This is a genomic window from Cellulosimicrobium sp. Marseille-Q4280 (genome assembly GCF_943181405.1).
In the GTDB taxonomy this organism is placed as follows: domain Bacteria; phylum Actinomycetota; class Actinomycetes; order Actinomycetales; family Cellulomonadaceae; genus Cellulosimicrobium.
On sequence record NZ_CALPBY010000009.1, the window covers coordinates 121,563 to 146,285 of the forward strand.

Consider the following 24,723-nt stretch of genomic DNA (forward strand, 5'->3'; position numbering starts at 1 on the left):
GCGGGCTCACCGGCGGATCCCGAGGAAGCCGCGGCGCTTTGCCGGCTCTGCCGAAACCTCCGGCTTCGGGCCGAACTCGTCCATTCCGGTCACGGCGAAAAGCACCGCGTCCAGCACCGGCGCGAGGCTCGGGTTGTCCCACGGGACCTCGCCGGCGTTGTTCGAGGCGATGATGGCCGTGTCGCGCATGACGGTCCCGCGCAGCCACCCGAGCTTGCTCAGGTGGTCGGCGGTGCGCTGCTGGTCGTAGGCCGCGTCGTCCGGCACGTCGTTGAGGATCACGTTGATGTGGTCCACGTCGACGCCGGCGCCGCGGAACTCCAGGATCCGCTCGGTGAGGTTGTCGATGCTCGGCCCGTTGAGGTTCGTGATGCCGACCATGTGCGCGTACTGCGCCATCGCCGGGACCCACAGGTCGTCGAACAGGCCCGAGGTGTCCGAGCTCTCCGCGATCTGGGTGTCCACGACCACCAGGTCGGCCACGGACCGCGCGGCGTCCAGCACCTGGCCGTACACCTCGGAGGTCACCACGCCGCGGTCGGCCATGCCCGACAGCGGGGCGAGCGCGACGGCGAAGCGCACCCGCTCGAGGCTCGACAGGCGGTTGGCCGCGATCTGGTCGGGGCGGATGATCACCGTCGAGGGGTCGGCGCCGGCGGCGACGTCGTAGACCGTCGGCAGCGGAGCGCGCGCCAGGCGCAGGTAGGCGCGCAGGTCGCCCTGGCCACGGTTGCCGTCGATGACCACCACGCGCAGCTGGCCCAGGCGCGCCGCGCGCTCACCGAGCGCCAGGGCGATCGAGGACTTGCCCACCCCGCCCTTGCCGGCGGTCGAGAAGATCGTGTGCGCGCCCTCGCTCTCGTGGACCGGGACCGAGGCCATCGCGGCGGGCACCGGGGTGGCGGCGACCGGCTGGGTGTAGGCCGGGGCCGGGGCGGCAGCGACGAAGGTGGCGGGCTCGGCCGCGACCGGAACGACCGGGGCGCTCAGGTGCCCGCAGCTCCCGCACCGGCACCGGCGCGGCGATCCGGCGCACCTGGGCGGTGTTGCCCGCGATCGGGGACGGCTCGCCCAGACCGGCCGCGGCGGCGTCCAGCTGCACGACGACGGTCGGCGCCTTGGTGACCCACTTCTCCAGCCACGGTGTCTGACCCGCGCCAGCGAAGTCAGCGACCAGCAGCGGCATGTCGGGGTTCTCCCGGCCGGCGGTGGTGATGGCGGTCGCGGCAGCGCGGAAGTCGGCGCCGCTGGCCACGGGCAGGCCGCAGGCCTCAAGGGCAGCGGCGAGGAGGGGGAGGTGCAGCAGGCCCACGACCGGTGCTGCGCTGGAGTTGCTCACACACTTCCTATGGGCCCCGTCGCAGGTTTGATGTCGCATCGCAACCGGGAGTGGCGACACCCAGTGTCATACATAGGCCATTAGGGTGACCTTGTGAGTAACCCATTGACCCTTCCCGTGAGCTGGACAGCCGCTCTGTGCGAGCCCCTGATCAGCACCTCGCGGCGAGCTCAACTCGACGCGCAGATGCGCGACCGCGTCAACGCCTCGCACCTGTGGGCGGCGACGTTCTTCGGCGGCATGATCGCCGACGCGGTGCGCACGCTTCCAGGCGAGGACCCGTGGCGGCACATGTCCGCCAAGATCAGAGTCGGCCAGATCGAGCTGACGCGCGGCGAGATTCCACGCCCGCCGGAGGTCACCGGAGCACTGCTTCGCGGTCAGGCCTTCGGCGCCCCGGACGCAGGCAAGGACCTCGTCGACCTCACCCCCGGAGACCCGTCCTCCGCGGTGGCCTCCGCCGCGCTGGCCGAGGGGCTCAACCCGGTCTCGGCAGTGGTGGTCGCGTTCGCCACCGACGGGTGGAGGCACGCGGGCGAGGTGCTGCGATCGGTACCCACCGGTGGGCGCGACCTGTTCGACACCGGGGCCGAGGCGCTGCGCTGGGCGCTGTGGCGCCGGCGGGTGTACGTCGGCCTGGACGACCCCATGACGATGCTCTCGGGCATGCAGTGGGCCTGGCGCGCGCAGCAGGTGGCCGAGTCCGGCGAGATGGAGCTGGCCGACTCCGAGAAGGAGCTGGTCGCCCAGTCGATCGCCGACTACTCGATCCCTGCCGGGTCCTACGAGCGGTACCGCCTCGGCTGAGCCGTGAAGGTGCGATGGGGTGGCTGTTACGCTCGCCGTCCCTCGCTCCGGTGCCCGCTCGGGCGCGACGAGCGTAACAGGGGGTGCAAGCCCTGGCCAAGCCCCGGTTCGTCCGGATATGTACGGGTTCGCCCGGATGCGTGGCTGCTGCGGATGATGAAGTCCGCAGCGCCAGCAGGGCACTCCGCAGGTATTTGTCCTGGTCAGGCGTCCAAAACGGTGCTGCGGAGCAACGGAGCTGATTTTCCCCCGTCCCCCCTATGGGGGAAGGAGACTCTCACTCTCTAGGGCCCTCATGGAAAGGGGGCCTCTGGGGAGGGTGGGGAGTGAGTGTGTGTACCCCCTTATACGACTACGAATACGTCTCCGTTACTCCGTAGTACCCCTAGAGGGGACCCCTAAAAGGACCCCTGACCAGGGAGAACGGGTCCAGCCGGGCAACGGAGCAGCCGACGGAGCAGCGACGGAGGCGACGGAGACTCCGCAGGTGCCGCACATCTACCGGGCGCATCACCCCTCGACCGACCCGGGAGACCCTGTGACCACCACCGCGCCCGCGCGCCGCCTGAACCCGAACCACGAGCAGATCCTGACCAAGGCCGGCATCTCGCGAGCGCAGGCCGACCAGTGGGGGATCTTCTCCTGCTCGACCAACGACGGCCTCGCCGGCACCGACCTGGACCACCCGGGCAACCACGGCAAGACCGGCCTGGTGTTCCCGCTGCGTCGCATCGACGGGTCGATCACGTACCAGATGCGCGTCGACGACCACCTCGTCGACCCCGACAAGGGCATCCGCAAGTACGCCCAGGCCGGTGGCGTCGGCGCCATCATCAACGTCCCGGCGATGATGGCCGAGCGCGTCGGCGTGGCCACCAAGGTGCTCGTGGTCGAGGGCACCAAGCAGACCATCGCCGCGTCCCTGTACGCCCCCGAGGACTACCTGGTGTTCGGCATCCAGGGCGCGCGCAACTGGTCCGCCGAGGGCGTGCCGCTGTCCGTGCTGTGCGAGCTCGTCCCGCCCGGCGCCGAGGTCGTGCTGGGCTTCGACGCCGACTGGCAGTCCAACCCCGACGTGTGGGCCGCCGCGAAGTACCTCAAGGGCCACCTCGAGACCGGCGCCGGCGCCTCCAAGGTCCGCCTGATCGAGCTCGTCTCCGGCGCCAAGACCGGCCTGGACGACTTCCTCGGCTCCAACCCCGACCCGACCTCGCGCCCCGAGATGCTCAAGCGCCTGATCGACAAGGCCACCCCGAACCTCGGCCGCAAGCCCGCCGCCAAGAAGCAGACCGCCAACGTCAAGGTCGACGAGTCGCTGCAGGTCGACGTCGAGGCCGGGCGCATCATGAAGCTCGCGAAGGTCAACAACGGCTTCGGCGACCCCGAGGTCCGCCAGGAGGTCGCCCTGTACGCCGCGGCCGAGATCGTCGCCTCCGAGGCCCACGTCGACGAGGAGACCGGCGAGGCCGCCGACCAGATGCTGACCCTGCAGGTCTACGTCCCGATCGCCGGGCAGGACAAGCCGTCCAAGTTCCTGGTCAAGGTCAAGTCCTCCAAGCTCGCCGACGTCGGCGACTGGCTCGACCGGCTCCCGCGCGGCATCGGCGTGCCCATCCCGCGCAAGTCCAAGCCGGACGACGACGTCGCCAACGCCATCCGCGCCTACTCGACGTCCATCGAGTCGGTCACCGTCGTGGGCCACACCGGCTGGACCTTCGACATCGACTCCGACACCTGGCGCTGGTGCGACGGCGCCGGCGCCATCGGCCCGCTCGACAAGGTCGCCTTCCTGCGCGGGGAGCCCGCCTCGAACGACTTCCGCGCCATCAAGCTGCCCGACCCCGCCCAGACCCCGACGCAGAAGGCCAAGGCGTTCGACGCCGTCCGCGCGATGATCTGGGCCCGGGACTACTTCAACGACGACAAGAAGTTCAACTGGGACGTGGCCGTGGCCGCCTGGGGCCTGGCGTTCCTCGGCATCACCCCGCTGGCCGCCCTGTGCTACTTCGGCCCGCCGGCATCCGGCAAGTCGACCGTCGCCCAGACCCTCGCGTCCTCGCTGAACCCGACCTGGGCGCCCAACGGCGCCGCCATGTCGACGTTCAACGCCCGCCCCGCGGGCATGGACCTGCTGCCCGACGGGCTGCGCAACTGCTTCCTGCACGTGGACGACCTCAAGCCCGAGGCCGACACCCGCAAGATGGCCGACGCCCTCGCCGCGTTCGACGCCCTGCTGCGCCGCGCCCACGGCTCGGGCGGCGCGGTGCGCGGCACCGTCGACAAGGCGGCCGACCGGCTCGGCGTGCGCAAGGTCGACGGCGCCAGCCCGATGATGATCATCACCGGCGAGGAGATCCCGACCGGCGAGGGCTTCGCCGAGTCCGGCCTGGACCGCGCGCTGTTCATCTCGGTCCTGCCCAAGACCCAGCTCAAGGACGAGAAGTCCCTGGCCGCCCTGACCCGCCTGGCGTCCTCCGGCGAGCTCACCCACGCCACCACCTCGTACATCGCGTGGCTGGCCGGGCAGATCAACGAGGTCTCCTCCGGCGCCGACGGCGTCGAGGTCGCCGCCGAGCGCCGCCTGGACACCTGGCGCGCCCACCTGGACGCCCAGCGCCAGTCGATCAACTCCAACGACGACGCCGACGACCTGTCGCTCAAGGCCCTGCTGCCCGACGACCTCAAGGTCTCCAACCGCGCCCGCATGCTCGTGGCGTCCCTGTGCCTGGGGTACGAGCACGTGCTGGCGTGGGCGAGCGACGCCGGCGCGGTGACCGACGCCCAGGCCGAGGAGCTGTGGAACCACTTCGTCGAGGGCATCGTCAACGCGATCAAGGTCCACACCCGCGAGGTCATGGGCGGCAACGCCACGCCGACCGAGCAGGCCCTGAACGCGCTGCGCAACGCGGTGTCCTCGCGCGAGGTCACCCTGGACGCCGACGAGATCACGAACAAGCCGCTCATCGGCGAGGTCCGCGCCGCCAACCACCACCAGCGCATCACCGAGGTCGAGGGCAAGGCGATCATCATCAACCACGCCGCCGCGGCCAAGGCGATGCGCTGGCCGGGCGGGGCCCGGGCCCTGCAGCGAGCGCTGGCCGGCGTCGCCGTGCCCAACAGCGCAGGCCAGACCACGCGCACGCTGACGCTCAACGGCGCCCGCGTGCAGTGCATGGTCATCAGCGACGAGGTCTGGGGCAAGACCGAGACCACCAGCCCCACCGACTTCTGACCCGTGCCGCACATCAGGTATCTGGAACCAGTCGACGGCGGGGAGGTGTGGTGAGCACGAACGGATCGTTCGCGGCACGTCGTGCTGCCGCCCGGCGAGGCAAGGCTGCCGTCCTGGCCGCTGTCGCGCCCACCGAGCACCTGCCCGCCGTCGCACCGGACGTCCGGGCGAACGCCCCCGAGCCGGTCCTGCCCACGGCGCGTCGCCAGTCGAACGCGCCGGACCTTCGCAGCCCCGAGCAGATCGCCGCCGAGCGCGCCGCGCGCGAGGCACAGGCTGCCGCGGTGGCCGCAGAGAACCCCGACGACATCCCGACCGCACCTGAGCCCGACCCCGAGCCCGAGCAGGCCCCTGCGCCCACCGTGCAGACCGTCCCGGCACCGGACGACGGTCAGGTGCCCGAGGTCCCCGAGACCGAGGGCGTCGTCGTGCTGTCGCTGGCCGGGCTGCGTCCCGGCACCCCGCACGTCATGCGCGTGGGTGCCGGGCCGCTGCCCGAGTGGTGCGCCACCCGTCCACTCGGCGTGCGCTGGGCGTCGGGTTGGTGGACCGACGCCGGTCCGCTGCCCGCCAAGGCGAAGGCGGCTCCCGAGGGGGCCGTGCGCGCCGAGGTGGGGCTGGCGGAGCAGGCTGCCGGTCGCTGGCGCGAGCTGCAGGGCCAGACCGTGGGCCCGTGGGCCTGGGTCCTGGCGATCGGGCACATGGGCGAGGTGATCGGCGCGTTCCACGTGCCCGCCCACCGCCGCGCCCGCCTGCTGGCCGCGCTCGGCGCCGCCGAGGCCGGCACCCCGCCCGAGGACGACTGGTCCCTGGTCGCCGGTGCCCGGTTCGGCGAGCCCGACCCGGTGGCCGATGCGCCCGCCGTCACGGCCAGCGCCCCGGTCGGCGCCCCGACGTCGGTCGAGGACTGGCCGATCGACGAGTGGCCGATCGAGGAGCCGGTGTGGGACGAGCCGGACCCGGGCGACCTCGGCGACGAGGGCTGGGCGATGCCGGTCGGGTTCTGACCCCGACCGGCTCGCCCGGTCCGCCCAGGCGCCCTCGCGGCGCGGCTCTGCCGCACATATGCCTGGGGTGACGACTCCCGAACTGCTCTACCAGGGCGACCGGCTCGCCTGGGATGCCGGGCACCTGGTCGTGACCGACCCTGCGTTGCTGGCGCGCCTGGACAAGCCGCACCTGTCGGCCTCCACCGCGAAGGCGGTCCACTCCTGCCCCGCGCGCCTGGTGGGGGAGAAGGCGATCCCGCAGGCCACGGACATCTTCTCCGCCACGGAGAAGGGCACCGCGGCGCACCTGGTGCTCGAGCGGCTGTACGAGCTCGCACCCGGGCGGCGCGACAAGAAGCACGCCGCGAAGATCCTCACCGACATGCTGCGGCTGGACCCCGAGCCGGACCAGGTCGACTACGCAGCGGCGCTGGGCGCCGACCCGGTGCGTCACACCGAGTGGATCGCGATGGTCTCGGCGGCCTACTCCGGCATCTTCACGATCGAGGACCCGGCGTCGGTCGCGGTCTACGAGCGCGAGATGCGCCTGGACGGCTTCGAGGTCGCCGGCGTGCCGTTCAAGGGGTTCATCGACCGCGTCGACGGCGACCCCGAGACCGGGTTGAAGGTCAAGGACTACAAGACGGGCAAGGACGGCTCGCGCCCGAACCCGCGGTTCTCCGACGACCACGGCGACCAGATCCGGCTCTACTACGCCGCCCTGCTGGCCAAGCTCGGCGTCAAGGCCGTCGAGGGCGCCCTGTACTACATCGAGCACGGCACCCAGCGCACCGTGGACCTGTCCCCGCGCGCCGTGGACCGCACCAAGGCCGGGTTCGTCCAGTCCTGGACCGACCTGCGCGCCTCCGTGGCGTCCGCGACGTTCAAGGCCAAGCCCTCCGCGCTGTGCGGCTGGTGCCCGATCGTCAACGCCTGCCCGGTCGCCCGCGAGAAGCGCAAGGACACCGACCCGCGCGACTCCAAGGCGTCCGCCATCGACCTGGGCATCCCCACGCTGCGCCCCGTCGGCGCACCGCTGCTGCCCGGCGCCGACGCGCCCGCCCAGGCAGCTCCCGCGCCCGCCCCGCTGGCTCCGGCCGCGGCCGTCGCAGAACCGGCGCGTGCCGCACATCTGACAGGTGAGGGAGCGCAGCAGGGCGCGACCCACCAGACCAAGGAGGACCCCATGACCGCGACGACCCGAGGTGCCCGCGAGGAGGACAAGTCCTGGGTCCCCACCGTCGGTGGGCTGCTCAACCTGAACTCCTACGCCGCGATGGGCACGATCGGCCTGGCCGCGCTGTCGGCCGAGCTGCTCTCCGAGCGCAAGGCGGACCTCGACGTCATCGGCGTCAAGATGACCCCCGCCTCCCTTCGCGCGCTGACCGCCGTGCTGTCCCGCGTGGTCCTGGCGGCCCAGTCCGCGATCACCAACGGCTCGACCGACTGGGCCGAGGGTGCCAACACCCGCGTGCGCGGCGCGCTGCGCTCCGTGATCGTCGCGATCCCGCTGCCCTTCGGTGGCGACGCCGACGCCTGGGCGAAGTGGGAGACGCGCGCGGCGACGATGACCCGCGCGATCGTCACCACGGGCATCGACCTGTTCGACGGTGCCCTCGCCGACCAGGGCGTCGACGCCCTGCTGCCCCAGGGCATCGCGCCCGCCGCCGCGCCGGCGGCCTGAGAACCCACCGGCCCCGCGGGCGCACCCCGCGGGGCCGGTGCAGCACCACCAGCACCACCAGCACCACCAGCACCACCCATCACCACCCACCACTGACGAACGAATCGAGAACCACATGGCTACTGACGTCAGGACCGACGAGATCCTCCTGGCCGCGTTCAACGCCGCAGGCCCCATCCCCTCGCGCACCAACGGCGAGGTCAACAAGGGGGCGTGGATCGCCCGCGTGCGCGAGCTCGCCGGCGAGATCACCCTGGCGCTGGACCCCGAGTCGTCGCTGTCCAAGGCCGTCGGCCAGTACAAGCAGGTCGAGAAGCCGTTCGTCGCGGTCATCCTCGGCGGCAAGGTCGAGGAAAAGACCGGGCGCGGCATCGTGCGCTTCCGCGCCGACCGCGAGAACGCCGAGGAGGAGGAGATCCGCACCCACCACCTCAACTCCACCGAGGGCAAGACGATCTGGGACCTGGTCAAGCAGTGCAAGGACCACCGGGTGCTGATCTACAAGCTCATGGAGGAGAACGGCGGCAAGAAGTTCCGGGTGCTGCAGCACCTGCGCGACCTCGGCCCCATCGGCGGCTGACCGCCCCACGAAGCCCGAGACGCCACCCACTGACCTGCTCCGGGTGGCGTCTCGGGTTTTCGACGCATGTTCGACCAATGACAGACCCGTTCGACCCAGACGAGGTGCCCCCGCCATGACCTACCCCACCGACACCGCCCCCGACGTCACGACGCTCGACCCCCAGGACGGCGACAGCGTCCGCTCGTTCGCCTCGGCGAACGGCGGCCAGGCGTTCGACCTCAGCGACGGCGACGGCGGCGACCTCGACCCGCTGGACCTCGGTGACGGCGACGAGGGTGACGAGGGCGACGACGACGGCGAGCAGGAGACCACCGCCGCCGGCACCACGGGCACCGCCCGCCGCACCGGCCCGAACAAGGCCGGCGTTCGCCGCATCGGCTCCAAGCTCCTGCAGCTGCAGGGCGCCGACGCCGACGACCTCGCGGTGCTCGCGTCCCTGTACGGCGTCGAGGCTGACCCGCTCGAGGTCACCGTCGCCGTCATGACGACCGACCGCTCGGCGCTGACGGCCGTCAAGGACCTGACCGACATCGCCGAGGCCGACGGCCCGTTCCAGGCGATGGTCGTCGCCCAGGAGAAGGGCCGCGCGCGCATGAAGGGCGTCCACTCGCTGCTCGTCGCGCTCGACGCCGCCTCCGCAGCCTCGCTCAACGGCAACGACGCGAAGGCCGGCGCCGCGCTGGCCCAGGACGTCGTCGGCCTCGCCGACGAGGCGAAGTCCTCGCTCAGCCGCGTGCTGGACCTGGCCCGCCGCACCGTCTGACCCGCCAGGCCGGGCCGCGCCCCTGACCGGGAGGCGCGGCCCGGCCTGACCCCTGAACACCACCGCACGCGAACGGGAAGGGCACCATGCCCCGGGACAAGAAGCCCACGTCCAAGAAGCAGCAGGACACCCAGGACGTCTGGTCGTCCGCACCCGAGGTGCCGCGCTCCGGTCTGCCGGACGAGGCCGCCCGGAACAAGGGCCACCGGCGCATCAAGCGCTACATCACGTTCGCCGCGTTCGCGCTGCCCGTGCTGATCGTGCTGGCGGGGCTGTCCATCATGTCGACGGTCGCCAGCGAGGACCCGCCGCCGGCCGTCGTGGAGACCGCCCCGCCCACCCAGCCGCTGGCGATGGCCGCGGTCGAGAACTGGCTGGCCTCCACCCCCAAGCCGCTGCCCGGCGCGTCGCTGCTGACCTGGGAGGACTACGAGGTCCTGCCGTGGGTCGCCGAGCCGAACGCGACCAACCAGGACCGCACCGAGCGCCAGTCGCACACCCTGCTCGTGCGCGCCGCCACCGGCAACCTCATGCGCGTGCAGGTCCTGATCGCGCTCTCCCCGGAGGGCGGACAGGCCGTCGTGGGCACCCCGTCGCTCGCCCCGACCGCCGGCGAGGACGTGAACCTGGCCTCCACGCCCACCTGGTCCGGCCTGACCACCGACTCCCCGAGCTCGGACGTCGTGCAGGCCGTGACCACCTGGGTCGGCGCCTACACCTCCGGCGACCCGGTCGCGCTGCGCCAGGTCGTCGGCGACCCCGACGCCTCGCACACCTACCTGCCGCTGTCCGGCCTGACCGGCGCCCGCGGCACCGTCCTGTCCGGCGGGTGGATCACCGAGGGCACCGGTGACGAGGCCGTGCGCACCGGCGACATGGTCGTGTCGCTGACGATGACGCTGCCGTGGAACGGGCAGGACCCCGACGCCACGAACCAGACCGTCGCCACCTACGACCTGCTCGTCTCCGGCGCCGACACCGCCGCGCCGCGGGTGGTCGCCTGGGGCGGCGCCGGCACCGGCCCGACCCTGAGCGCCTACGACAACGCGATCGTCGGCCAGGTCACCGACCAGCCGCTCCCGGTCGAGACCGGTGCGCCCGAGCCCGCCACCGACGCGCCCGCCACCGAGAACCAGGAGGGCTGAGCCCGTGAGCACCAAGACCACCAAGCAGCCGGCGTGGGACCCCGAGATGTCCTCCGAGCCGCGCTGGCCCACGTTCGTTCGCGGGCGCTGGTCCGGAGGCTGGCGCGACGGGATCGTCCTCGGCGCCGGCCGCACCTCCAAGGAGCGGTCGCTGTGGATGTACCGCGCCGTCCCGCTCGGCCCGGTCGCCGACGCGAAGTCGATCGCCGACATGGAGCGCGCCTGCGAGCCGATCCTGACCGCCTACGAGGAGCTCGCGGCGCTCACCTCGACCGCCGGCTCGCGCCGGGCCAGCAACCGTCAGTCCTACCGTGAGACCCACCTGCTCGCGGTGAACATCCCGCACGTGTGGACCCCGCCGCGCGACCTGCCGGTCTCGGACTACCTGGCCCGGCTGTTCCCGCCCGGGCGCGGTGCGCAGGAGACCATCAGCCGCGTCGTGCTGTTCGGCGTGCGCCTGACCGACTCCCTCGGTGGAGGCCGCGGCTTCAAGGGGGCGGTGGAGTCGGTCGCCGAGACGCTCTGGTACGGCGGCGTCCCCGAGGACGACTACGAGCCGGACGCCCGCAAGGTCGCCACCGCGCTCGAGCGCGCCGGCATGACCGTGCCCACGGCCGAGCAGTTCCACCTGGCCGAGTCGTGGTGGAACGGCGGCGCGCACCCGGACACCTACGTCGTGCCGCAGCAGGACTGCCTGCACATCTTCTCCAACTCGGCGCAGGCCGCCGCGGCCAAGCGGCTCATCGACGAGGGCGCCTCCTCCTGGCAGGAGACCGCCCCGTCGATGACGGTCACGATGGCGTCGGTCAACGACCTGGACCTGCCGTTCACCCCGGGCGAGGAGTCCCGCTCGTGGTGGATGACCCAGCTCCTGGACGCCGACTGCGCCGTGGTCTCGGTGCGCGGGCGCATCGAGCCGGCGAAGATCACGCGCGGCGAGCTGCGCCGCAACCGCCAGCGCAACGAGAACGACATCCAGGCACGCGCGCAGGCCGGCAAGATGGACCGCTCCGAGCAGGACGACCAGCTCGCCCTGCTGACCCAGGTCGAGGACTTCTACGCCAAGAGCTACGCCCCGCCGACCCTGGTGGACGCCACCGTCACCATCGGCATCAACGGCTACGAGGACGACCTGACCGGGACGTTCGAGGCGCTGACCGCCAAGGTCGGCGCGATGCCCAACCGCCAGCGCCAGGCGATGGCCGAGACGATGATCGGCTCGCCGGTGCGGGCCAACGCCTCGCGCCAGGACCTGCCCACGCACGTGATCGCCTACTCCGGCGCCCCCGGCCTGTCGGTCGTGGGGGACCGGGTCGCCAAGCGCGCCCTGCTGCTGGGCTTCACCGAGCGCGACAAGCAGCCCGCGTGGCTGGACCCGCTGGCCGCTTCCGACCAGGACTCGCTGCCGATCTGCGTGTGCGCCGGCGCGACCGGCTCGGGCAAGTCCCAGCTGATGCTGTGGCTGGCCGCCCAGGCGCCGAAGGCGAAGATCCCCGCGGTGCTGATCGACCCCAAGACCGGATCGGACCACTCGACGGTCGTCGAGCGCGCCGGCGGCCAGGTGTACTCCCTGGACAAGCTGGTCTCTGCCGACGGCGTGTTCGACCCGCTGCGGTTCTCCAGGTCGCCCGAGCAGGGCGTGGAACTCGCGGCGTCGATGATCATGTCGGTCAACCCGTGGGGCGAGCACCTCGCCAACTTCGAGGTGCCGCTGCTGCACGCCCTGAACGTCGGGGTGCAGATGGGGGCGACCTGCACCGGCCAGGCGCTGCAGCTGGCGATGCAGCACGGCGCGGCGACAGCCGAGCTGGTCACGCCGATCTACAAGCTGGGCGACGCGGTGCCGATGTTCCGGGCCATGTTCGGCGTCAACCCCCAGGGGCAGGCGCTGTCGATGCACGACGGCCTGACCCTGATCAAGGTCGGCGAGGCCAACCTGAACCTGCCCGAGCCGGGCCAGCCGAACCCGCCGCTGCCGCAGCGCGTGGCGCTCGCCCTGGTGCGGATGATGGTGTTCGGCTCGGCGATGGCCCTGACGGGGCGCAACGGCATGATCCTGCTCGACGAGGCCTGGGTGTTCCTGGGCGCGGGCCGGGCCGAGATCGAGCGCCTGGGCCGCCTGGCCCGCTCGCAGCGCGTGTTCCCGATGCTGTTCACCCAGCGGGTCACCGACGCGACCAACGCCGGCCTGGCCGGGTACATCTCGCGCGGCATCATCCTGCCGATCGAGGACCCCGACGAGGCGCGCGCGGCGCTCGAGCTGTTCAAGGTCGAGGCGACCGAGGAGCGCATGGCCCGCATCACCTCGCGCGCCACCAAGGGTGAGGCGGGCGGTACGGCGTGGAACTGGAACTCCATGCGCGCGCTGCGTGACCCGGAGTCCGGCGTCGTGGACCGCGGGGCGGTCGGCCTGTACTGCGACCTGTCGGGGCGCGCGGTGCCGACGGAGATCGTGCTGCCCAAGGCGTTCCTGGAGATGTCGTCCACGACCGAGCGCGACATCCTGGCGCGCAAGGCCACGGAGGCGGCCCGGGCGGCGAAGGTCGCCGCGGCCCAGCCGGCGATGCCGAGCTCGGCGGGGCTGTTCGGGTCCGAGCCGCCGGCCGGTGCGCCCCTGCAGCAGCCGATGCGCCCGGCGCCCGGGATGTTCACCGCCCCGGTCCCGGCGCAGCCGCCCGCGCCCGCCCCGGTCGCGGCGATGCCGTTCACGGTGCCGCAGCAGGCCGCCCCGCCCACCCCGGCGGCCCACGCGACGGCGGCGGGCGCACCCGCCGCGGTGCCGTTCACGGCGCCGCCGACGGGCGCCGTGCCGTTCACCTCGGCACCGGGCCAGGCACCGAACCCGGGACCTGCCGCACATGGGTACGGGCAGCAGGACCCCGGGACCCCGGGGACCCAGATCCAGCCCAAGGGGAAGCCGTTGTGGTAGCCGCAGTGCTGTCTCGGACGCAGCTCGACGAGCAGGCTCGTCAGGCTGCGTCCGAGGCGGTCGCCGGCGCCACGAGCGAGCGCGATGCGCGCCGGCTCATCGCCGTGGTCGTCTCCTCCAGCCCCGTGCTGGTCGAGGTCGCCTCCGGGTTCGCCCGCAACGAGCAGGAGCGCGAGGACCTGGCCGACTCGCTGCGCGCCGCGCTGGTGGACCTGGTGCTGTCCGAGGACCGCGCGTTCTTCGACCTGCGCACCGCCGCCAGCTCGTCGCTGTCGGGCTGGATCCGCCAGACCGCCCAGACGTTCGCCCGCCGCGACCCCACCGTGCGCCCGCGCGGGACGGTGGTCACCCCGGTCTCGTTCGGCCCCGAGGTCGACCCTGAGCTCGAGGCGGCCGCCCAGTCGTTCCCGGCCGCGGACGCCGGAGTCGGCGTGGTCGACCACGAGCACCTCATCGAGGCGTCGGTCGCCGCGCTGGACGCCGGGGAACGCAAGCGCCACATGGCCGACCGGCCGTGGCTGGCCGCGACCGCGATGCGGCGCCTGCTGCGCCTGCCGCGGGTGTGCGTCCCGCCGGTGCCGGCCGACCGCGCCTGGGCCCGCGAGGCGCTGCGGGCCGACACGACCCTGGCCGCCCGGTCCCTGCGCGCGATGCTGGACCTGACCGCGGGGTTCGGCACGCCCGGCGCGCTGGACGAGCGGGTGCTGTCGCTGTGGGACGACTTCTCCCTGGAGGAGATGGCGGCGCTGGCCGACTACCCGGACACGACGGCGTACGTGATCGCGCTCGGGCAGCTGACGCTGGCGCCCAAGCCGTCACGCGTGGCGATGCGCCAGATGCGCAAGGCCCTCAAGGACCGGGTCGGACCGAGCGCCGCCTGGTCGACGCTGTCGGCCACCTTGCTGGGGTCGTTCGTGTCGCGGGTGGCCGAGCACGTGTCGTCCTACGACGCGAACTCCGACGAGGTGTCGCGCCTGGCGATGGCTGCCGAGGCGGACCGGCTCGCCGCGATGTGGCCCGATCTGGTCGCGCAGGTCGTGGCCTGGCCCGGGCGCCCGCTGGGGGCGGAGGAGTCCGACGTCGAGCACTGCCTGTGGGAGCTGTTCCTGGACGTCACCGCACCCGGCACCGCCAAGTGACTCAAACGTCTCACGTGCCGCACATAGCACCGGCATGGCGACCAACCAGAACACCACCGAGACCAAGCTGCTCGCCCGCGTCGAGGACCTCGCCGCCTGGGTCAAGGCCAACCCCGGCAAGCTGCCGTCCTCCTACACCACGGCGCCCGACGACGAGCGCCTGCTGGGCTACTTCCTGGCTCGCCAGCGCATCAACCGCGCCGCCGGGCGCGCCCACCACAGCGTGCTCGTCGCGCTTGACGAGACCCTGCCCGGCTGGGACCGGTCGCAGAAGGCCAGGGCCAAGGCCCCCGCCGCGGCCGCCGAGCAGCAGCGCTCGCGCGCCTCTGTCACCGGCCTGGACACCGTGCGCCGCTGGGGCACCGAGATCGCCGCCGTCGCCGCCGAGATCGGCCACGACCCGTCCCAGACAGGCGCGACCAAGCGCGAGCGCCTCGCGGCCCTGCACCTGGCGTTCTTCCGCTCCGACGCCCGGCTCGGGGTGCGCGGCTGGAGCCCGGAGCACACCGCGGTGCTCGACGAGGTCTACCCGGGCTGGAACCGGCCCAACTCCCGCGAGCGGCTGTGGGAGACCCGCGTCGCCGAGCTCGCCGCCCACGTCGCCGAGCGCGGATGGCCGAGCGAGCGCGGCGACGTCGCCACCAGGACGCTGCACCGGTGGCTGACCAAGCGCCGCTACGAGGCGCGCCGCGGCCTTCCCGCCATGACGCCCCAGCGCGCCGAGCGCCTGGACGACCTCGTCCCGGGGTGGCGCTGGGGCGCGTGATCACGCGGGTCGCAGCGCCCCGCACATCTACGGGTACGTGCAGCACCCCACCTCCGCAGCCTCCGACGACGTCCGCCTCACCTGGGCGGGCCAGGACGACCCGGTCACCTGGGCCGACGGTCGCCTGCAGTGGGGGCCCAGCGCACCCGTGACGCTCGCCGAGACGGGCCGCCACGGCGACGGGCCGGCCACCGGCCGCGTCGTGCACGGTGTCGGCCACGACGTCCTGGCGCACCTGGCCGACCTCGAGCCCGGCACCGCCCGCCTGGTCTACATGGACCCGCCCTACAACACCGGCCGGACCTTCAACGCCTACCGCGACCGCGAGCCCCGCTCGCTGTGGCTGTCGATGATGCGCCAGGTCCTGACCGCCACCCGCACCCTGCTGCGCCCCGACGGGTCCGTGTGGATCCACCTGGACGACCGCGAGGTCGGACGCGTGCGGATGCTCGCCGACGAGATCTTCGGCGAGGACAACTTCGTCGCCGACGTCGTGTGGGAGCGCAAGCACAAGCCGTCGTTCACCCACGCCCAGATCGCCCAGGTCACCGACCACATCCTCGTCTACGGCGCCGACCGCTCGCGCCTCGCGGCGTTCAGCACCGGGGAGAAGGTCGAGCCGCGGCGCGTGCCGCTGCACAACACCGGCAACACCATCGGCGTGCTGACCTTCCCCGCCGGCTCCGTCGAGCTCGGCTCCGACCGGTTCATCCCCGCCGGCGACATGTCCAGCGACAACGTCACCACCGAGCTGCTCGACGGGATCGAGGTCGTCGGCGGGCGCAACGTCGCCGAGTTCCGCATGCGCGGCCCGTTCCGCTGGTCCCAGGAGCGCCTGGACGCCGAGCTGGACGCCGGCACCGTGATCCGCTGCGCGCGCACCCCGCTGCGCCCCAACGCCATCACCGGCTCCGGCGGGCGCACCTGGACGACCCTGTTCACCGCGGCGACCGGCATGGCGACCAACGAGGCCGCCCGCGAGCACTCCAAGGCGCTGTTCGGCGGCGACGGGTTCGACACCCCCAAGCCCGAGGAGCTCGTGGCCCGGATCATCCGCGCCACCACCGACCCCGGCGACCTCGTCGTCGACCCGTTCGCCGGCTCCGGCACCACCGCCGCCGTCGCGCACAAGCTCGGGCGCAGCTGGCTGACCGTCGAGGCGTCCGCGGCCGTGCTCGAGGGGTTCACGCTGCGCCGGCTGCAGGCCGTGATCGCGGGCCGCGACCCGCGCGGGGCGTCCCTGGAGGTGACCGAGCAGGCTGCGCAGTCGCTGCCGCCGGGCATGTCCGTGCGCCAGTCGCGTCTGGCCGCCCAGTGGGTCGCCCAGCTCGCGCGCACCGGCGCGTTCGACGGCGCCGACGCCGCGTCCGTGACCGCCGTCGTCGAGCACCTGCAGACCCTGGCGAGCACCTCGCGCACCCGCCTGCGCTACGACGGCGGCGGAGCGTTCACCACCTGGAGGGCGGCCGCATGAGCCACGGCGTCGAGGGCCTGCCCGTGCGGGTCGAGATGGGCGAGCGCGTGGCGACCTGGTCGCCCGTCGAGGGGTTCGCCGGCGACCCCGGCCTGGTCGGGCGTGCCCGGTTCGCCGCGTACGTCGGCCTCGAGGTCCCGCTGGGCGACACCACGGTGATCGCCTCGGCCACCACGACCACCGGCGCCGCGGCCGCGCTCGTCGCGTTCGACCCTGACCGGGTCCGCGTCACCGTCGGGCCGGCCGACCTGATCGCCTGAGCGCGGCGACGCCCCGCTGGCCGACAGCGCCCGCCGCTGACGTGGTCGTCTGCCCGGCGGGCGGTCAGCAGCTGCGGTAGGCGCTGAGGACCGCGGCGTTGGACGTCTCGGTGGCGCCCCACGGGTTCGCGAAGCCCACCACCCGGTACTCGCTGACGCCGCAGTCGACCTCGTTCGCGCCGGGGATCGTCACCCGGAACGTGGCCCACGCGTTCGCTCCCGGGCCGTACGACCCGATGTTGACGCCGGCCCCCTCCAGCGCGTCGGAGGTGGCTGGCACGCCGTCGGGCTTCGAGGCGCTGAACCACGTCGTCGACCCGGAGACCAGGCGCACGCCCTGGGGAAGCTCGGCGCGCAGCACGACGTCGTCATGCTGCTCGTCGCTCGTGTTGCGGTACGTGATCGCGTACTCCAGCTCGCTGCCCGGCGGCACGTACCCGAGCAGCTGGCTCCAGCACCCGCCGAGCACCCGGACGTAGACGCCGGACGCCGGTGCCTGCGCGTCCTGGTCGAGCGTCGCGATGCTGCCGCACGCGTCCGTGCCCGCGGCGTCAGGGTCGGCCGCCACCGGGGCAGGCTGGACGACCACCTCGACGCGGTTGTCCCGCGTGGCGCCGTACCACTCCGCGGCTGCCCCTACGAGCCCAATGACTGCGGCGATGAAGGCCGCGAAGATCGCGACCTGCCACTCCCTCGACGCGGCCCGGTACCGGCGCCACAGGCGGCGCACGCCGCGCACCGGAGCAGGGGCGGCCTCCTTGCCAGCGGTGACGACCGGCTCGGCTGCTGGGGGGAGGGGATCATGAACCTCGGGTTCGCCTGGGCTGGCGCCCTGGCCCTCGGCCGGCTCGACGGTCGGTGCAGGTGGGTCGTCCGCCTCGGGATCACCTACGGGGCCGCCCTGACCTTCGGCCGGCTCGGCTGCCGGGGGCGGGGGACCATCAGCCTCGGGGTCGCTTGCTGTGGTGCTGCGGCCCTCGGGCTGCTCGGTCATGGCCCGCCCCTTCGTCGAGTCGTCGTGGGCGTCAACGTACCGGGGCGAGCCCGCGGCCGGCGGGCGACACCCTGGCGCACCTCAGAACGCCGCAGCCACCGCCCGCCGCTCGCGCAGGAACCCGGTCGCCTGCCCCAGGTCCATCGTCTTGCGCCCGAAGTGCGACAGCGCGCTCATGTAGATGCGCCGCGTCGCCTCGTTGTACGAGAACGGCGACCCCTTGAGTAGCCGCGGGTCGAGCACCGCGACCAGGCCACGGTCCGATCCGGAGCGAATCATCCGCCCGGCCGCCTGCTCCAGCAGCAGCGCGGCGTCGACGGCGTAGACCTGGTTGCGCGCGGCCCACTCGTCCATGCCCAGGCGCTCCATCAGGTCCTCCACCCGGGCGTCGTCCACCGGGTTCGCCGCAGCGCGCGGCACCCGGTCGACGATCACCAGCTGGTTGGTGTCCCCGGGGGCGTCCACGCCGGTCATCAGCGAGCGGGTGCCCACCAGGACCGAGGACGTGTCCGCTTTCCACGCGCCCACGATCGAGCGCACCGGCGGGCCGTCCCACTGCGAGTGCACCGCCCAGCCCTGGGACGCCTCGGTCAGCGCCGCCGCGTACTTCTTCCCGGCGCTGGACGTCGCCGCCAGGATCAGCGCCGAACCGCCCGAGGCGTTCACGAGCTCGATCATCTTCGCCAGCGCCCACGGCAGGTGCCGGGCCGTGTCGAAGCGCGGCTTGCGGAAGTTGCCGAGCGCGGACAGCGCCTCCACGTCCGCCGCGCCGGCCCCGGTCGGCACGTACAGCATCGACTCGGCGTTGGCCTCGGCGAACGGCGAGGGGTAGTCGATCTGCTCGGCCGTGAGCCCCACCTGGCGGGGGAAGCCCATCGGCAGGGTCGCCGAGACCGCCACGACCGACAGCGGGATCCGCGCGGCCTTCTCCGGGATCGGCGTCTCGGCGGCCGGGTCCGCGGCGGCTGCGGCGATCTCGGCCTCCTCGGCCGAGCCCGGGTCGGGGATGTGCCCGGCGTCCGGGGCCGGGGTGCTGCCCGGCTCGGCGTCCGGGTCGGCCTGGGTCCACAGGTTCGCCTGCAGCGCGCCGGACACGTCCACCGGCGACAGGTTCGCCGACAGGTAGGTGTGCTCGCCGTTGGTGTTCTGCTGCACCCAGCGGGCCACGCCCGAGTGGTGCTCGGCGACGTCGGCCGCGTCGGCCTTGAGCCCGTCCAGGCGGGACTTGATCCGCCGCACCCGCACCGCGTCGCGGTTGCCGGCGCTCCGCACGGCCCGGTTCAGCATGAGCTGCAGGTTGGAGACCCAGTCCTCGATCATCGGGCCGGTCTCGGACAGCGGGTTCACGTCCTGGGGCAGGCGCGTGACCTCGCCGTCGCCCTTGCCGCGGGCGCGCACGCCCTCGAGCTCGGACTGGACCATCGCGGCCAGCTGCTCGCCGCCGGCCAGGATCGAGGCGACCGCCGTGTCGGCGCCGTCCATGATGCCGCGCGCGGCGCGCACCGCGGACATGATGCGGCGCGAGGACACCTCACCGGCGCCCTGGTCGCGGACCTTGCCCGGCAGGCCGTGCGCCTCGTCGACGATGACCGCGTCGAAGCGGCCCAGCGCCTGGGAGCCGACGACCACCGAGACGCGCTTGGCGGCCTGCACGGCCAGCAGCGAGTGGTTGGTCACCAGCACGTCGGCCTGCGCCGCGCGGTCCTTGGCCGCGGCGGGCTTGCACAGCTTCGCCAGCGGGCAGGTCTTGACCCCGACGCACTCGCTCGGGGTGACCGACACCTGCGACCACGTCGCGTCGGTGGCGTTGCCCGGGTAGGAGTGCCGGTCGCCTGGCGCGTCGGCGAACGTCTTGTGCTGGCGCAGCACCCAGTGCGTCAGGGCGATCAGGTCCCCGCGCGGGGCCGTGGCGCCGCCGTCGAGCCGGACCACGGTCTGGTCGCCGAGCCCGCCCGAGAGCCGGTCGCACAGGTCGTCCAGGTCGTTGTCGGTCGGCACCCACTCGCCGGTGTCGACCTGCTCGCCGAGCAGGTGGTGGGCGGTGCCGAGCGCGGACTTGAGGCAGGACCAGTTCGACCAGCCCTTGAGGACCTCGAACTTCACCTCGACGCCGGTCGCGGCCTTGACGGCCTCGACGATCACGGGGGCGTCCTTGTCGATGATCTGGGCCTGCAGCGCCAGGGACTCGGTCGAGATGACCGACCGGCGCCCGGTCGTCGCCGCGAGCAGGCCCGCGGGAACGCCGTAGCCGAACGACTTGCCGAGACCTGTCTTAGCTGTCGCGGCGACCTGGCCCCCGTCGCTGGTCAGTGCTCCCCACACGAGCTCGGCGAGCGGGCCCTGGCCCGGGCGCGGGTAGGCGTCGGGGATGCCGGTGGAGCGGCGGACCGCGTCGGTCAGCACGTCGACGACGTTGACCGAGGGCGCGTCCTGCTCCGGCGCGGCGCTCACTCCTCGTCCTGGTCGGCGGCCGGTGCGTCGAGCGTGTCGGCGACCGGTGCGGGGGCGTACTGCCCGCGCTGACGGTTGATCTCGGCGTCCGTCGGCGCGCCGAAGCTGATCTTCGCCTTGCGCCGGCGCGAGCGGGCGTAGGCGGAGCGCTCACGCTCGGACATCCCGCCCCACACGCCGTGCTCCTCGCCGGCGTCGATCGCCCACTCCAGGCACTCATCGACCACCGGGCACTGGCGGCAGACCTTCTTGGCCTCGGCCGTCGAACCACCCTTCTGCGGGAAGAACAGCTCCGGGTCGGTCTGGGCGCACAGCGCCTCGTCCTGCCACGACTCCTGCCCCTCGGGCACGAACATCGACGGCAGGCCCATGAACACGGCCTCTGCGCTCACTTGGCGACACCTCCTCGCCGAGGAGATGTGCGGCGGGCGAGGTTCTTGGGCCGGGCGAAGCGCCAGGTGCGCTCCTCGACGAACCACGCCCGGTGGATGGCCCAGGTGAACGAGACCAGCAGCACCAGCGTGAGCATCTCGGAGTACACGACCTGGGCGAGCGCGATCACCGCGAACCAGCGGTACCAGGTGCGGCCCTGGCGCAGCAGCACCAGGGTCACCACGGCGGGCACCAGCAGGCCCACCTGCACCAGCAGCGGGTCGCCGCCGGCCTGGTACAGGCCGACAGGAAGGCACACCGACACCAGGGCGCCGAGGAAGCTCACGGCCCAGGGTCGGGCGGACGTCATGAGCTCCCCGGCCCGGTCAAGGCGGGGGAGCAGGTGGTCTCGTACGGGGTTCACGCCCAGTGGATGTGCGGCACGTCGCGCATCGACCAGGATCGGCCAGATTCCGCGGCTCGCGGGTGTGCCGCACATCCACAGGGCATGGCACCTCCGAAGCGATACCACCTGGTCCCCAAGCCCGTGCTCGACGAGCAGGCTGCGGCGACCCCGGCCGGTCGTCTGCTCGCGGCCGCATCCATCGCCTCGCGCCTGCTGCAGCTGGCCCGGGTCCACCGGTGGCACGAGCTCGGCCGCGACCTGTCCGCCGTGCCCGCCCACGTCATGCTCGAGCCCGACCAGGCCGCGGCCCTGGCCGAGCACGACGAGGTGCTGCACCAGCTGTACCAGCCGGTCGACAAGGACAACGACCCGCCCGCGGTGTTCCTGCAGGTCTGCCTCGGCTGCGGGTCGTGGTCGCTGGCCTCGACGCCGAGGGGCAAGTCCGGCGGCACGACCAAGAAGTGCAACCTGACGCTGCAGTGCCCCGGCCCCACCACCAAGGCCTCGGTCGCCTCCACGCGCCCGCAGATCGCCCTGGGCAAGGACAAGGACCCGGACGCCTGAGCACCGCACGCCACCGGATCGGGCACGTGCCGCACATCCACTGGCCATGAGCATCGGTAAGCGAATCGTCGTCGGCTCCCTGTTCTTCGCCGCGATGGCAGGGATCCTCGTGTGGTCCGGCAACGGCTGGCTGTTCGGCGGAGCCCCGCAGAAGGTCATCGACTGGGTCTCCGACGCGTGGAACCACCGCCCGACCGGGTACTCCCAGGCCGCCGGCAAGCCCGGCCCCGGCCTGGATCTGCAGGGCGCGGACATGGCGGCACTGGCCAACCAGGCCGCCTCCGTGCCCGTCGTGCTCGAGCCCGCCGGCAACTACGACGTCGACGCGTTCGGCGACGGGTGGGCGTCCATCGGCGGCGGCTGCACGATCCGCGACCAGGTGCTCGACCGCGACCTGACCGACGTCACGTACTCCGACGGCTCGCGCTGCCAGGTCGCCACCGGCACCCTGGTCGACCCCTACCGGGGCTTCACCGTCGACTTCACGCGCGGGCAGGCCACGTCCGCGGCCGTGCAGATCGACCACGTCGTCCCGCGGGCCGTCGCGTGGCGCACGGGCGCGAACGCCTGGACCGACGACCAGCGCGAGACGTTCTCCAACGACACGCTGAACCTGCTGGCCGTCGACGGCCCGTCCAACGGCGCGAAGTCCGACAAGACCCTGGCGGAGTTCGCGAACGCGACCGCCAAGGACGGCGGCCCGGCGCTGGCCGAGCAGGGACGCTGCGACTACGCCGCCCGGTACGTGTCCGTCGTCGTGAAGTACGGGCTGGGCATGTACCAGGCCGACAAGGACTACGCCGTGTCCACCCTGACCGGGTGCGCCGCGTGAGCGCCCCCACCGCCGACCAGCGCGACGCGATGGGCCTGGTGCTCGCCGCCCAGCACGGGCTCGACCCGGCCGCCCTCGTCTCGCGCGACGGGCCCGAGGTGCTCGCAGAGGCTGCACGCGCCGCCAGCGTGCTCATCGCCGCCCGCCTGCGCCGGTTCGCCCCGTGCCGCGCCGAGCAGGTCACCTGGCGCGTCACCGGGGGTGCCCTGACCTTCGACGGCCACCCCGCCGGGCGTCTGGTGCCCGCGCTGATCTGTGCAGCCGACACCGCCACCACCGGCGGGGACTGGCAGCCCTGGGACGCCCTGTGGGGTCGGTGCGAAACAGCAGGTCAGCGCGACCTGGCCGTGTCGCTGCTGAGCCTGCTGACCACCCCGACGGAGGCGTCCTGACCAGCCGAAACGCCCCCGCACATCTACTCGGCATGACACGAGACATCGCCACAGCACGCCGGGTCCCGGCTGGGGTTCGCACGGGCGGTCAGTTCGCCGTGGACGCCCGCGGCGAGGCCGACGTCGACCTGCTCGACCCGACCCAGGAGACCGCCGAGGGCGCCCACCCGGACATGGTCGACATGCCGCCGGAGCAGCTCGCGGTGCAGGCCCTCATGGCCGCCCGCCACCACGCCCGCACCCGCGGCCTGCGGTTCTCCGACCCGGCCGACATCGCCCAGTCCACGGTCGTCACGATCCTCGAGGCCCGGCGCAAGAACCCCGACCAGGTCGTCACGCCGGCCTACGTGCACCGGATCGCCTCCGGCCACGTCGCCATCCAGCTGCGCGGCAACCTGCGCGTGGAGGACCGCAAGGCCAAGGCGATCTACGACAAGAAGATCAAGGAGCTCGAGGAGGCCACCGGGCGCAAGACGTCCTCGGCCGAGCGGCGCGCGATCGCCGCCGAGATCCGCGACACCTGGGAGGACCAGCGGCACAAGCCGTCGGCCAAGTTCGTCGAGCTCGCCGAGATGCGCGTGCTGTCCCTGGACGCCCCCACCGGCGAGAACGGCGACAAGACCTTCGGCGACGACATCGCCGAGGACATCCGCCACGCCCACGACGAGGCCGACGTCATCGACCCCGCGTCGATCGCCGGCCAGGTCCTCGCTTCCGCCGAGGGGCAGCACTACCGGCGCGACGAGGACGGCAACGCCGCGGTCGTGCAGGAGGCCAAGAAGAAGGCCGCCGCCAAGGACCGCCTGTGGGACGCGTTCGCCGAGACCTCCGGCGTCCCGCCGGTCGCCCACGGCTCGATGACCGCCAAGGCCCGTCGCGACGCCTCGACGGAGATGGCCTCCGGTGGCGGCGTGCTCGCCGCGTGCCGGGCGTGGGACCACGGCGAGGAGACCCCCGCGGTCAAGGCGCTGTTCGCCCCGTTCGGTCGCATCTCGATGACCGAGCGCGACGAGGTCACCGAGCTGCTCGGCCGCCACCGCGCCTACGCCGAGGACCTGTGGGAGGCGGCCTGCCGGGCCGCCGGCAAGCCCGCCGCCGCGGCCTGAGAACCGCCCCGCACATCTACAGGATCGACCACGGGACGGGGTGAGCCCGACACGGCTCACCCCGTCCCACAACCCCCGGGCCCCCCAGCCCAGACCAGGAGACGACAGTGAACAACAGCGTCGACTTCACCGCAGCGTGGACCACCTTCTGGGGTGCCATCAACCGCGGCGAGTTCTCCAAGCTGATGACCATCATCACGGTGATCGGCGTCCTCGTGTTCCTCGCCGCTCTGATCGGGTTCGCCTGGCAGAAGCGCAAGGGCGGGGGCGGCAACACCAAGGGCCTGTGGTGGGCGCTGATCATCGGCGCGCTCGCCTCGGCCCCGAACGTCCTGATCCCGATCGTGCTGACGATCGTGGACCTGGTCGTGAACATCCTCGCGGGGTTCGCCAAGACCCTCGCCGGCTGACCAGCTCTCCGCCCCCGTGATCACCCGCGCGGGGGCGGGGAGCTGCTCCGCGTCCCCGCACCACCCCAGGAAGGCCCCCTGCGCCC

At 72.9% G+C, this 24,723-nt stretch carries 22 protein-coding genes; 17 read left to right on the forward strand and 5 right to left on the reverse strand.

Going from position 1 to position 24,723, the window contains the following annotated elements:
• Positions 1–6 precede the first annotated feature (6 nt).
• Positions 7–882 carry a nucleotide-binding protein gene (locus NFS20_RS21110; protein WP_251153776.1) on the reverse strand — a complete coding sequence of 292 codons (876 nt, stop codon included), beginning with the start codon at positions 880–882 and terminating at the stop codon, positions 7–9.
• A gap of 574 nt (positions 883–1,456) precedes the next feature.
• On the opposite strand from NFS20_RS21110, the gene NFS20_RS21115 reads away from it, so the two are divergent.
• From NFS20_RS21115 to NFS20_RS21170, 12 genes are all read left to right on the forward strand, one after another.
• Complete coding sequence (locus tag NFS20_RS21115) at positions 1,457–2,146, forward strand: hypothetical protein (protein WP_251153777.1); 690 nt, start codon at positions 1,457–1,459, stop codon at positions 2,144–2,146.
• 538 nt (positions 2,147–2,684) lie between these two features.
• Positions 2,685–5,378: a DUF3854 domain-containing protein gene (locus tag NFS20_RS21120; RefSeq protein ID WP_251153778.1), complete on the forward strand. Its 2,694-nt coding sequence runs from the start codon at positions 2,685–2,687 to the stop codon at positions 5,376–5,378.
• 50 nt (positions 5,379–5,428) lie between these two features.
• Positions 5,429–6,385 (forward strand): hypothetical protein, encoded by a 957-nt coding sequence (locus NFS20_RS21125; RefSeq protein WP_251153779.1) that lies wholly within the window; start codon positions 5,429–5,431, stop codon positions 6,383–6,385.
• 67 nt (positions 6,386–6,452) lie between these two features.
• On the forward strand, positions 6,453–8,051 hold the full coding sequence (locus NFS20_RS21130) for a RecB family exonuclease (RefSeq protein ID WP_251153780.1): 1,599 nt from the start codon (positions 6,453–6,455) through the stop codon (positions 8,049–8,051).
• Positions 8,052–8,166: 115 nt separating this feature from the next.
• Positions 8,167–8,631, forward strand: a complete 465-nt coding sequence (locus NFS20_RS21135; RefSeq protein WP_251153781.1) for a hypothetical protein — start codon at positions 8,167–8,169, stop codon at positions 8,629–8,631.
• 115 nt (positions 8,632–8,746) lie between these two features.
• A complete protein-coding gene (locus NFS20_RS21140; protein ID WP_251153782.1) occupies positions 8,747–9,397 on the forward strand; it encodes a hypothetical protein in 651 nt (216 codons plus the stop codon).
• Between the two features lie 86 nt (positions 9,398–9,483).
• Complete coding sequence (locus NFS20_RS21145; protein WP_251153783.1) at positions 9,484–10,542, forward strand: hypothetical protein; 1,059 nt, start codon at positions 9,484–9,486, stop codon at positions 10,540–10,542.
• Positions 10,543–10,546: 4 nt separating this feature from the next.
• On the forward strand, positions 10,547–13,471 hold the full coding sequence (locus NFS20_RS21150; RefSeq protein WP_251153784.1) for an ATP-binding protein: 2,925 nt from the start codon (positions 10,547–10,549) through the stop codon (positions 13,469–13,471).
• 5 nt (positions 13,472–13,476) lie between these two features.
• A complete protein-coding gene (locus tag NFS20_RS21155; RefSeq protein ID WP_251153785.1) occupies positions 13,477–14,610 on the forward strand; it encodes a hypothetical protein in 1,134 nt (377 codons plus the stop codon).
• A 34-nt stretch (positions 14,611–14,644) separates the two neighbouring features.
• Complete coding sequence (locus NFS20_RS21160; RefSeq protein WP_251153786.1) at positions 14,645–15,376, forward strand: helicase associated domain-containing protein; 732 nt, start codon at positions 14,645–14,647, stop codon at positions 15,374–15,376.
• Positions 15,377–15,413: 37 nt separating this feature from the next.
• The gene (locus NFS20_RS21165) at positions 15,414–16,850 is read left to right on the forward strand and encodes a site-specific DNA-methyltransferase (protein WP_251153787.1); all 1,437 of its coding nucleotides are present in this window, start codon (positions 15,414–15,416) and stop codon (positions 16,848–16,850) included.
• Entirely contained in the window at positions 16,847–17,110 is a 264-nt protein-coding gene (locus NFS20_RS21170) for a hypothetical protein (protein ID WP_251153788.1), read from the forward strand. Before NFS20_RS21165 ends, NFS20_RS21170 begins: the two co-directional genes overlap by 4 nt.
• A 64-nt stretch (positions 17,111–17,174) precedes the next feature.
• Here the strand turns inward: NFS20_RS21170 and NFS20_RS21175 are convergent, their stop codons facing one another.
• From NFS20_RS21175 to NFS20_RS21190, 4 genes are all read right to left on the reverse strand, one after another.
• Positions 17,175–18,104: a hypothetical protein gene (locus NFS20_RS21175; protein WP_251153789.1), complete on the reverse strand. Its 930-nt coding sequence runs from the start codon at positions 18,102–18,104 to the stop codon at positions 17,175–17,177.
• An 81-nt stretch (positions 18,105–18,185) separates the two neighbouring features.
• The gene (locus NFS20_RS21180) at positions 18,186–20,555 is read right to left on the reverse strand and encodes an ATP-dependent DNA helicase (protein WP_251153790.1); all 2,370 of its coding nucleotides are present in this window, start codon (positions 20,553–20,555) and stop codon (positions 18,186–18,188) included.
• Positions 20,552–20,947: a WhiB family transcriptional regulator gene (locus tag NFS20_RS22335; RefSeq protein ID WP_353050494.1), complete on the reverse strand. Its 396-nt coding sequence runs from the start codon at positions 20,945–20,947 to the stop codon at positions 20,552–20,554. Before NFS20_RS22335 ends, NFS20_RS21180 begins: the two co-directional genes overlap by 4 nt.
• Positions 20,944–21,351, reverse strand: coding sequence for a hypothetical protein (locus NFS20_RS21190; protein WP_251153791.1), 408 nt, complete (start codon positions 21,349–21,351; stop codon positions 20,944–20,946). Before NFS20_RS21190 ends, NFS20_RS22335 begins: the two co-directional genes overlap by 4 nt.
• 84 nt (positions 21,352–21,435) lie before the next feature.
• Between NFS20_RS21190 and NFS20_RS21195 the strand changes: the two genes are divergently transcribed.
• From NFS20_RS21195 to NFS20_RS21215, 5 genes are all read left to right on the forward strand, one after another.
• The gene (locus NFS20_RS21195) at positions 21,436–21,897 is read left to right on the forward strand and encodes a hypothetical protein (RefSeq protein WP_251153792.1); all 462 of its coding nucleotides are present in this window, start codon (positions 21,436–21,438) and stop codon (positions 21,895–21,897) included.
• Between the two features lie 46 nt (positions 21,898–21,943).
• Positions 21,944–22,729 (forward strand): HNH endonuclease family protein, encoded by a 786-nt coding sequence (locus NFS20_RS21200; protein ID WP_251153793.1) that lies wholly within the window; start codon positions 21,944–21,946, stop codon positions 22,727–22,729.
• Entirely contained in the window at positions 22,726–23,121 is a 396-nt protein-coding gene (locus tag NFS20_RS21205) for a hypothetical protein (RefSeq protein WP_251153794.1), read from the forward strand. The genes NFS20_RS21200 and NFS20_RS21205 overlap by 4 nt, the downstream gene beginning before the upstream one ends.
• A gap of 32 nt (positions 23,122–23,153) precedes the next feature.
• Positions 23,154–24,227: a hypothetical protein gene (locus tag NFS20_RS21210; RefSeq protein WP_251153795.1), complete on the forward strand. Its 1,074-nt coding sequence runs from the start codon at positions 23,154–23,156 to the stop codon at positions 24,225–24,227.
• A 107-nt stretch (positions 24,228–24,334) separates the two neighbouring features.
• On the forward strand, positions 24,335–24,637 hold the full coding sequence (locus NFS20_RS21215; protein ID WP_251153796.1) for a hypothetical protein: 303 nt from the start codon (positions 24,335–24,337) through the stop codon (positions 24,635–24,637).
• The last annotated feature ends 86 nt before the right edge of the window (positions 24,638–24,723 follow it).

Excerpts from the sequence above, each read along its gene's own strand:
- NFS20_RS21110 (WP_251153776.1), bottom strand. The coding sequence starts at position 882 with ATGGCCTCGGTCCCGGTCCACGAGAGCGAGGGCGCGCACACGATCTTC.
- NFS20_RS21175 (WP_251153789.1), bottom strand. The coding sequence starts at position 18,104 with ATGACCGAGCAGCCCGAGGGCCGCAGCACCACAGCAAGCGACCCCGAG.
- NFS20_RS21135 (WP_251153781.1), top strand. The coding sequence starts at position 8,167 with ATGGCTACTGACGTCAGGACCGACGAGATCCTCCTGGCCGCGTTCAAC.
- NFS20_RS21145 (WP_251153783.1), top strand. The coding sequence starts at position 9,484 with ATGCCCCGGGACAAGAAGCCCACGTCCAAGAAGCAGCAGGACACCCAG.
- NFS20_RS21200 (WP_251153793.1), top strand. The coding sequence starts at position 21,944 with ATGAGCATCGGTAAGCGAATCGTCGTCGGCTCCCTGTTCTTCGCCGCG.
- NFS20_RS21210 (WP_251153795.1), top strand. The coding sequence starts at position 23,154 with ATGACACGAGACATCGCCACAGCACGCCGGGTCCCGGCTGGGGTTCGC.
- NFS20_RS21195 (WP_251153792.1), top strand. The coding sequence starts at position 21,436 with ATGGCACCTCCGAAGCGATACCACCTGGTCCCCAAGCCCGTGCTCGAC.
- NFS20_RS21170 (WP_251153788.1), top strand. The coding sequence starts at position 16,847 with ATGAGCCACGGCGTCGAGGGCCTGCCCGTGCGGGTCGAGATGGGCGAG.
- NFS20_RS21160 (WP_251153786.1), top strand. The coding sequence starts at position 14,645 with ATGGCGACCAACCAGAACACCACCGAGACCAAGCTGCTCGCCCGCGTC.
- NFS20_RS21140 (WP_251153782.1), top strand. The coding sequence starts at position 8,747 with ATGACCTACCCCACCGACACCGCCCCCGACGTCACGACGCTCGACCCC.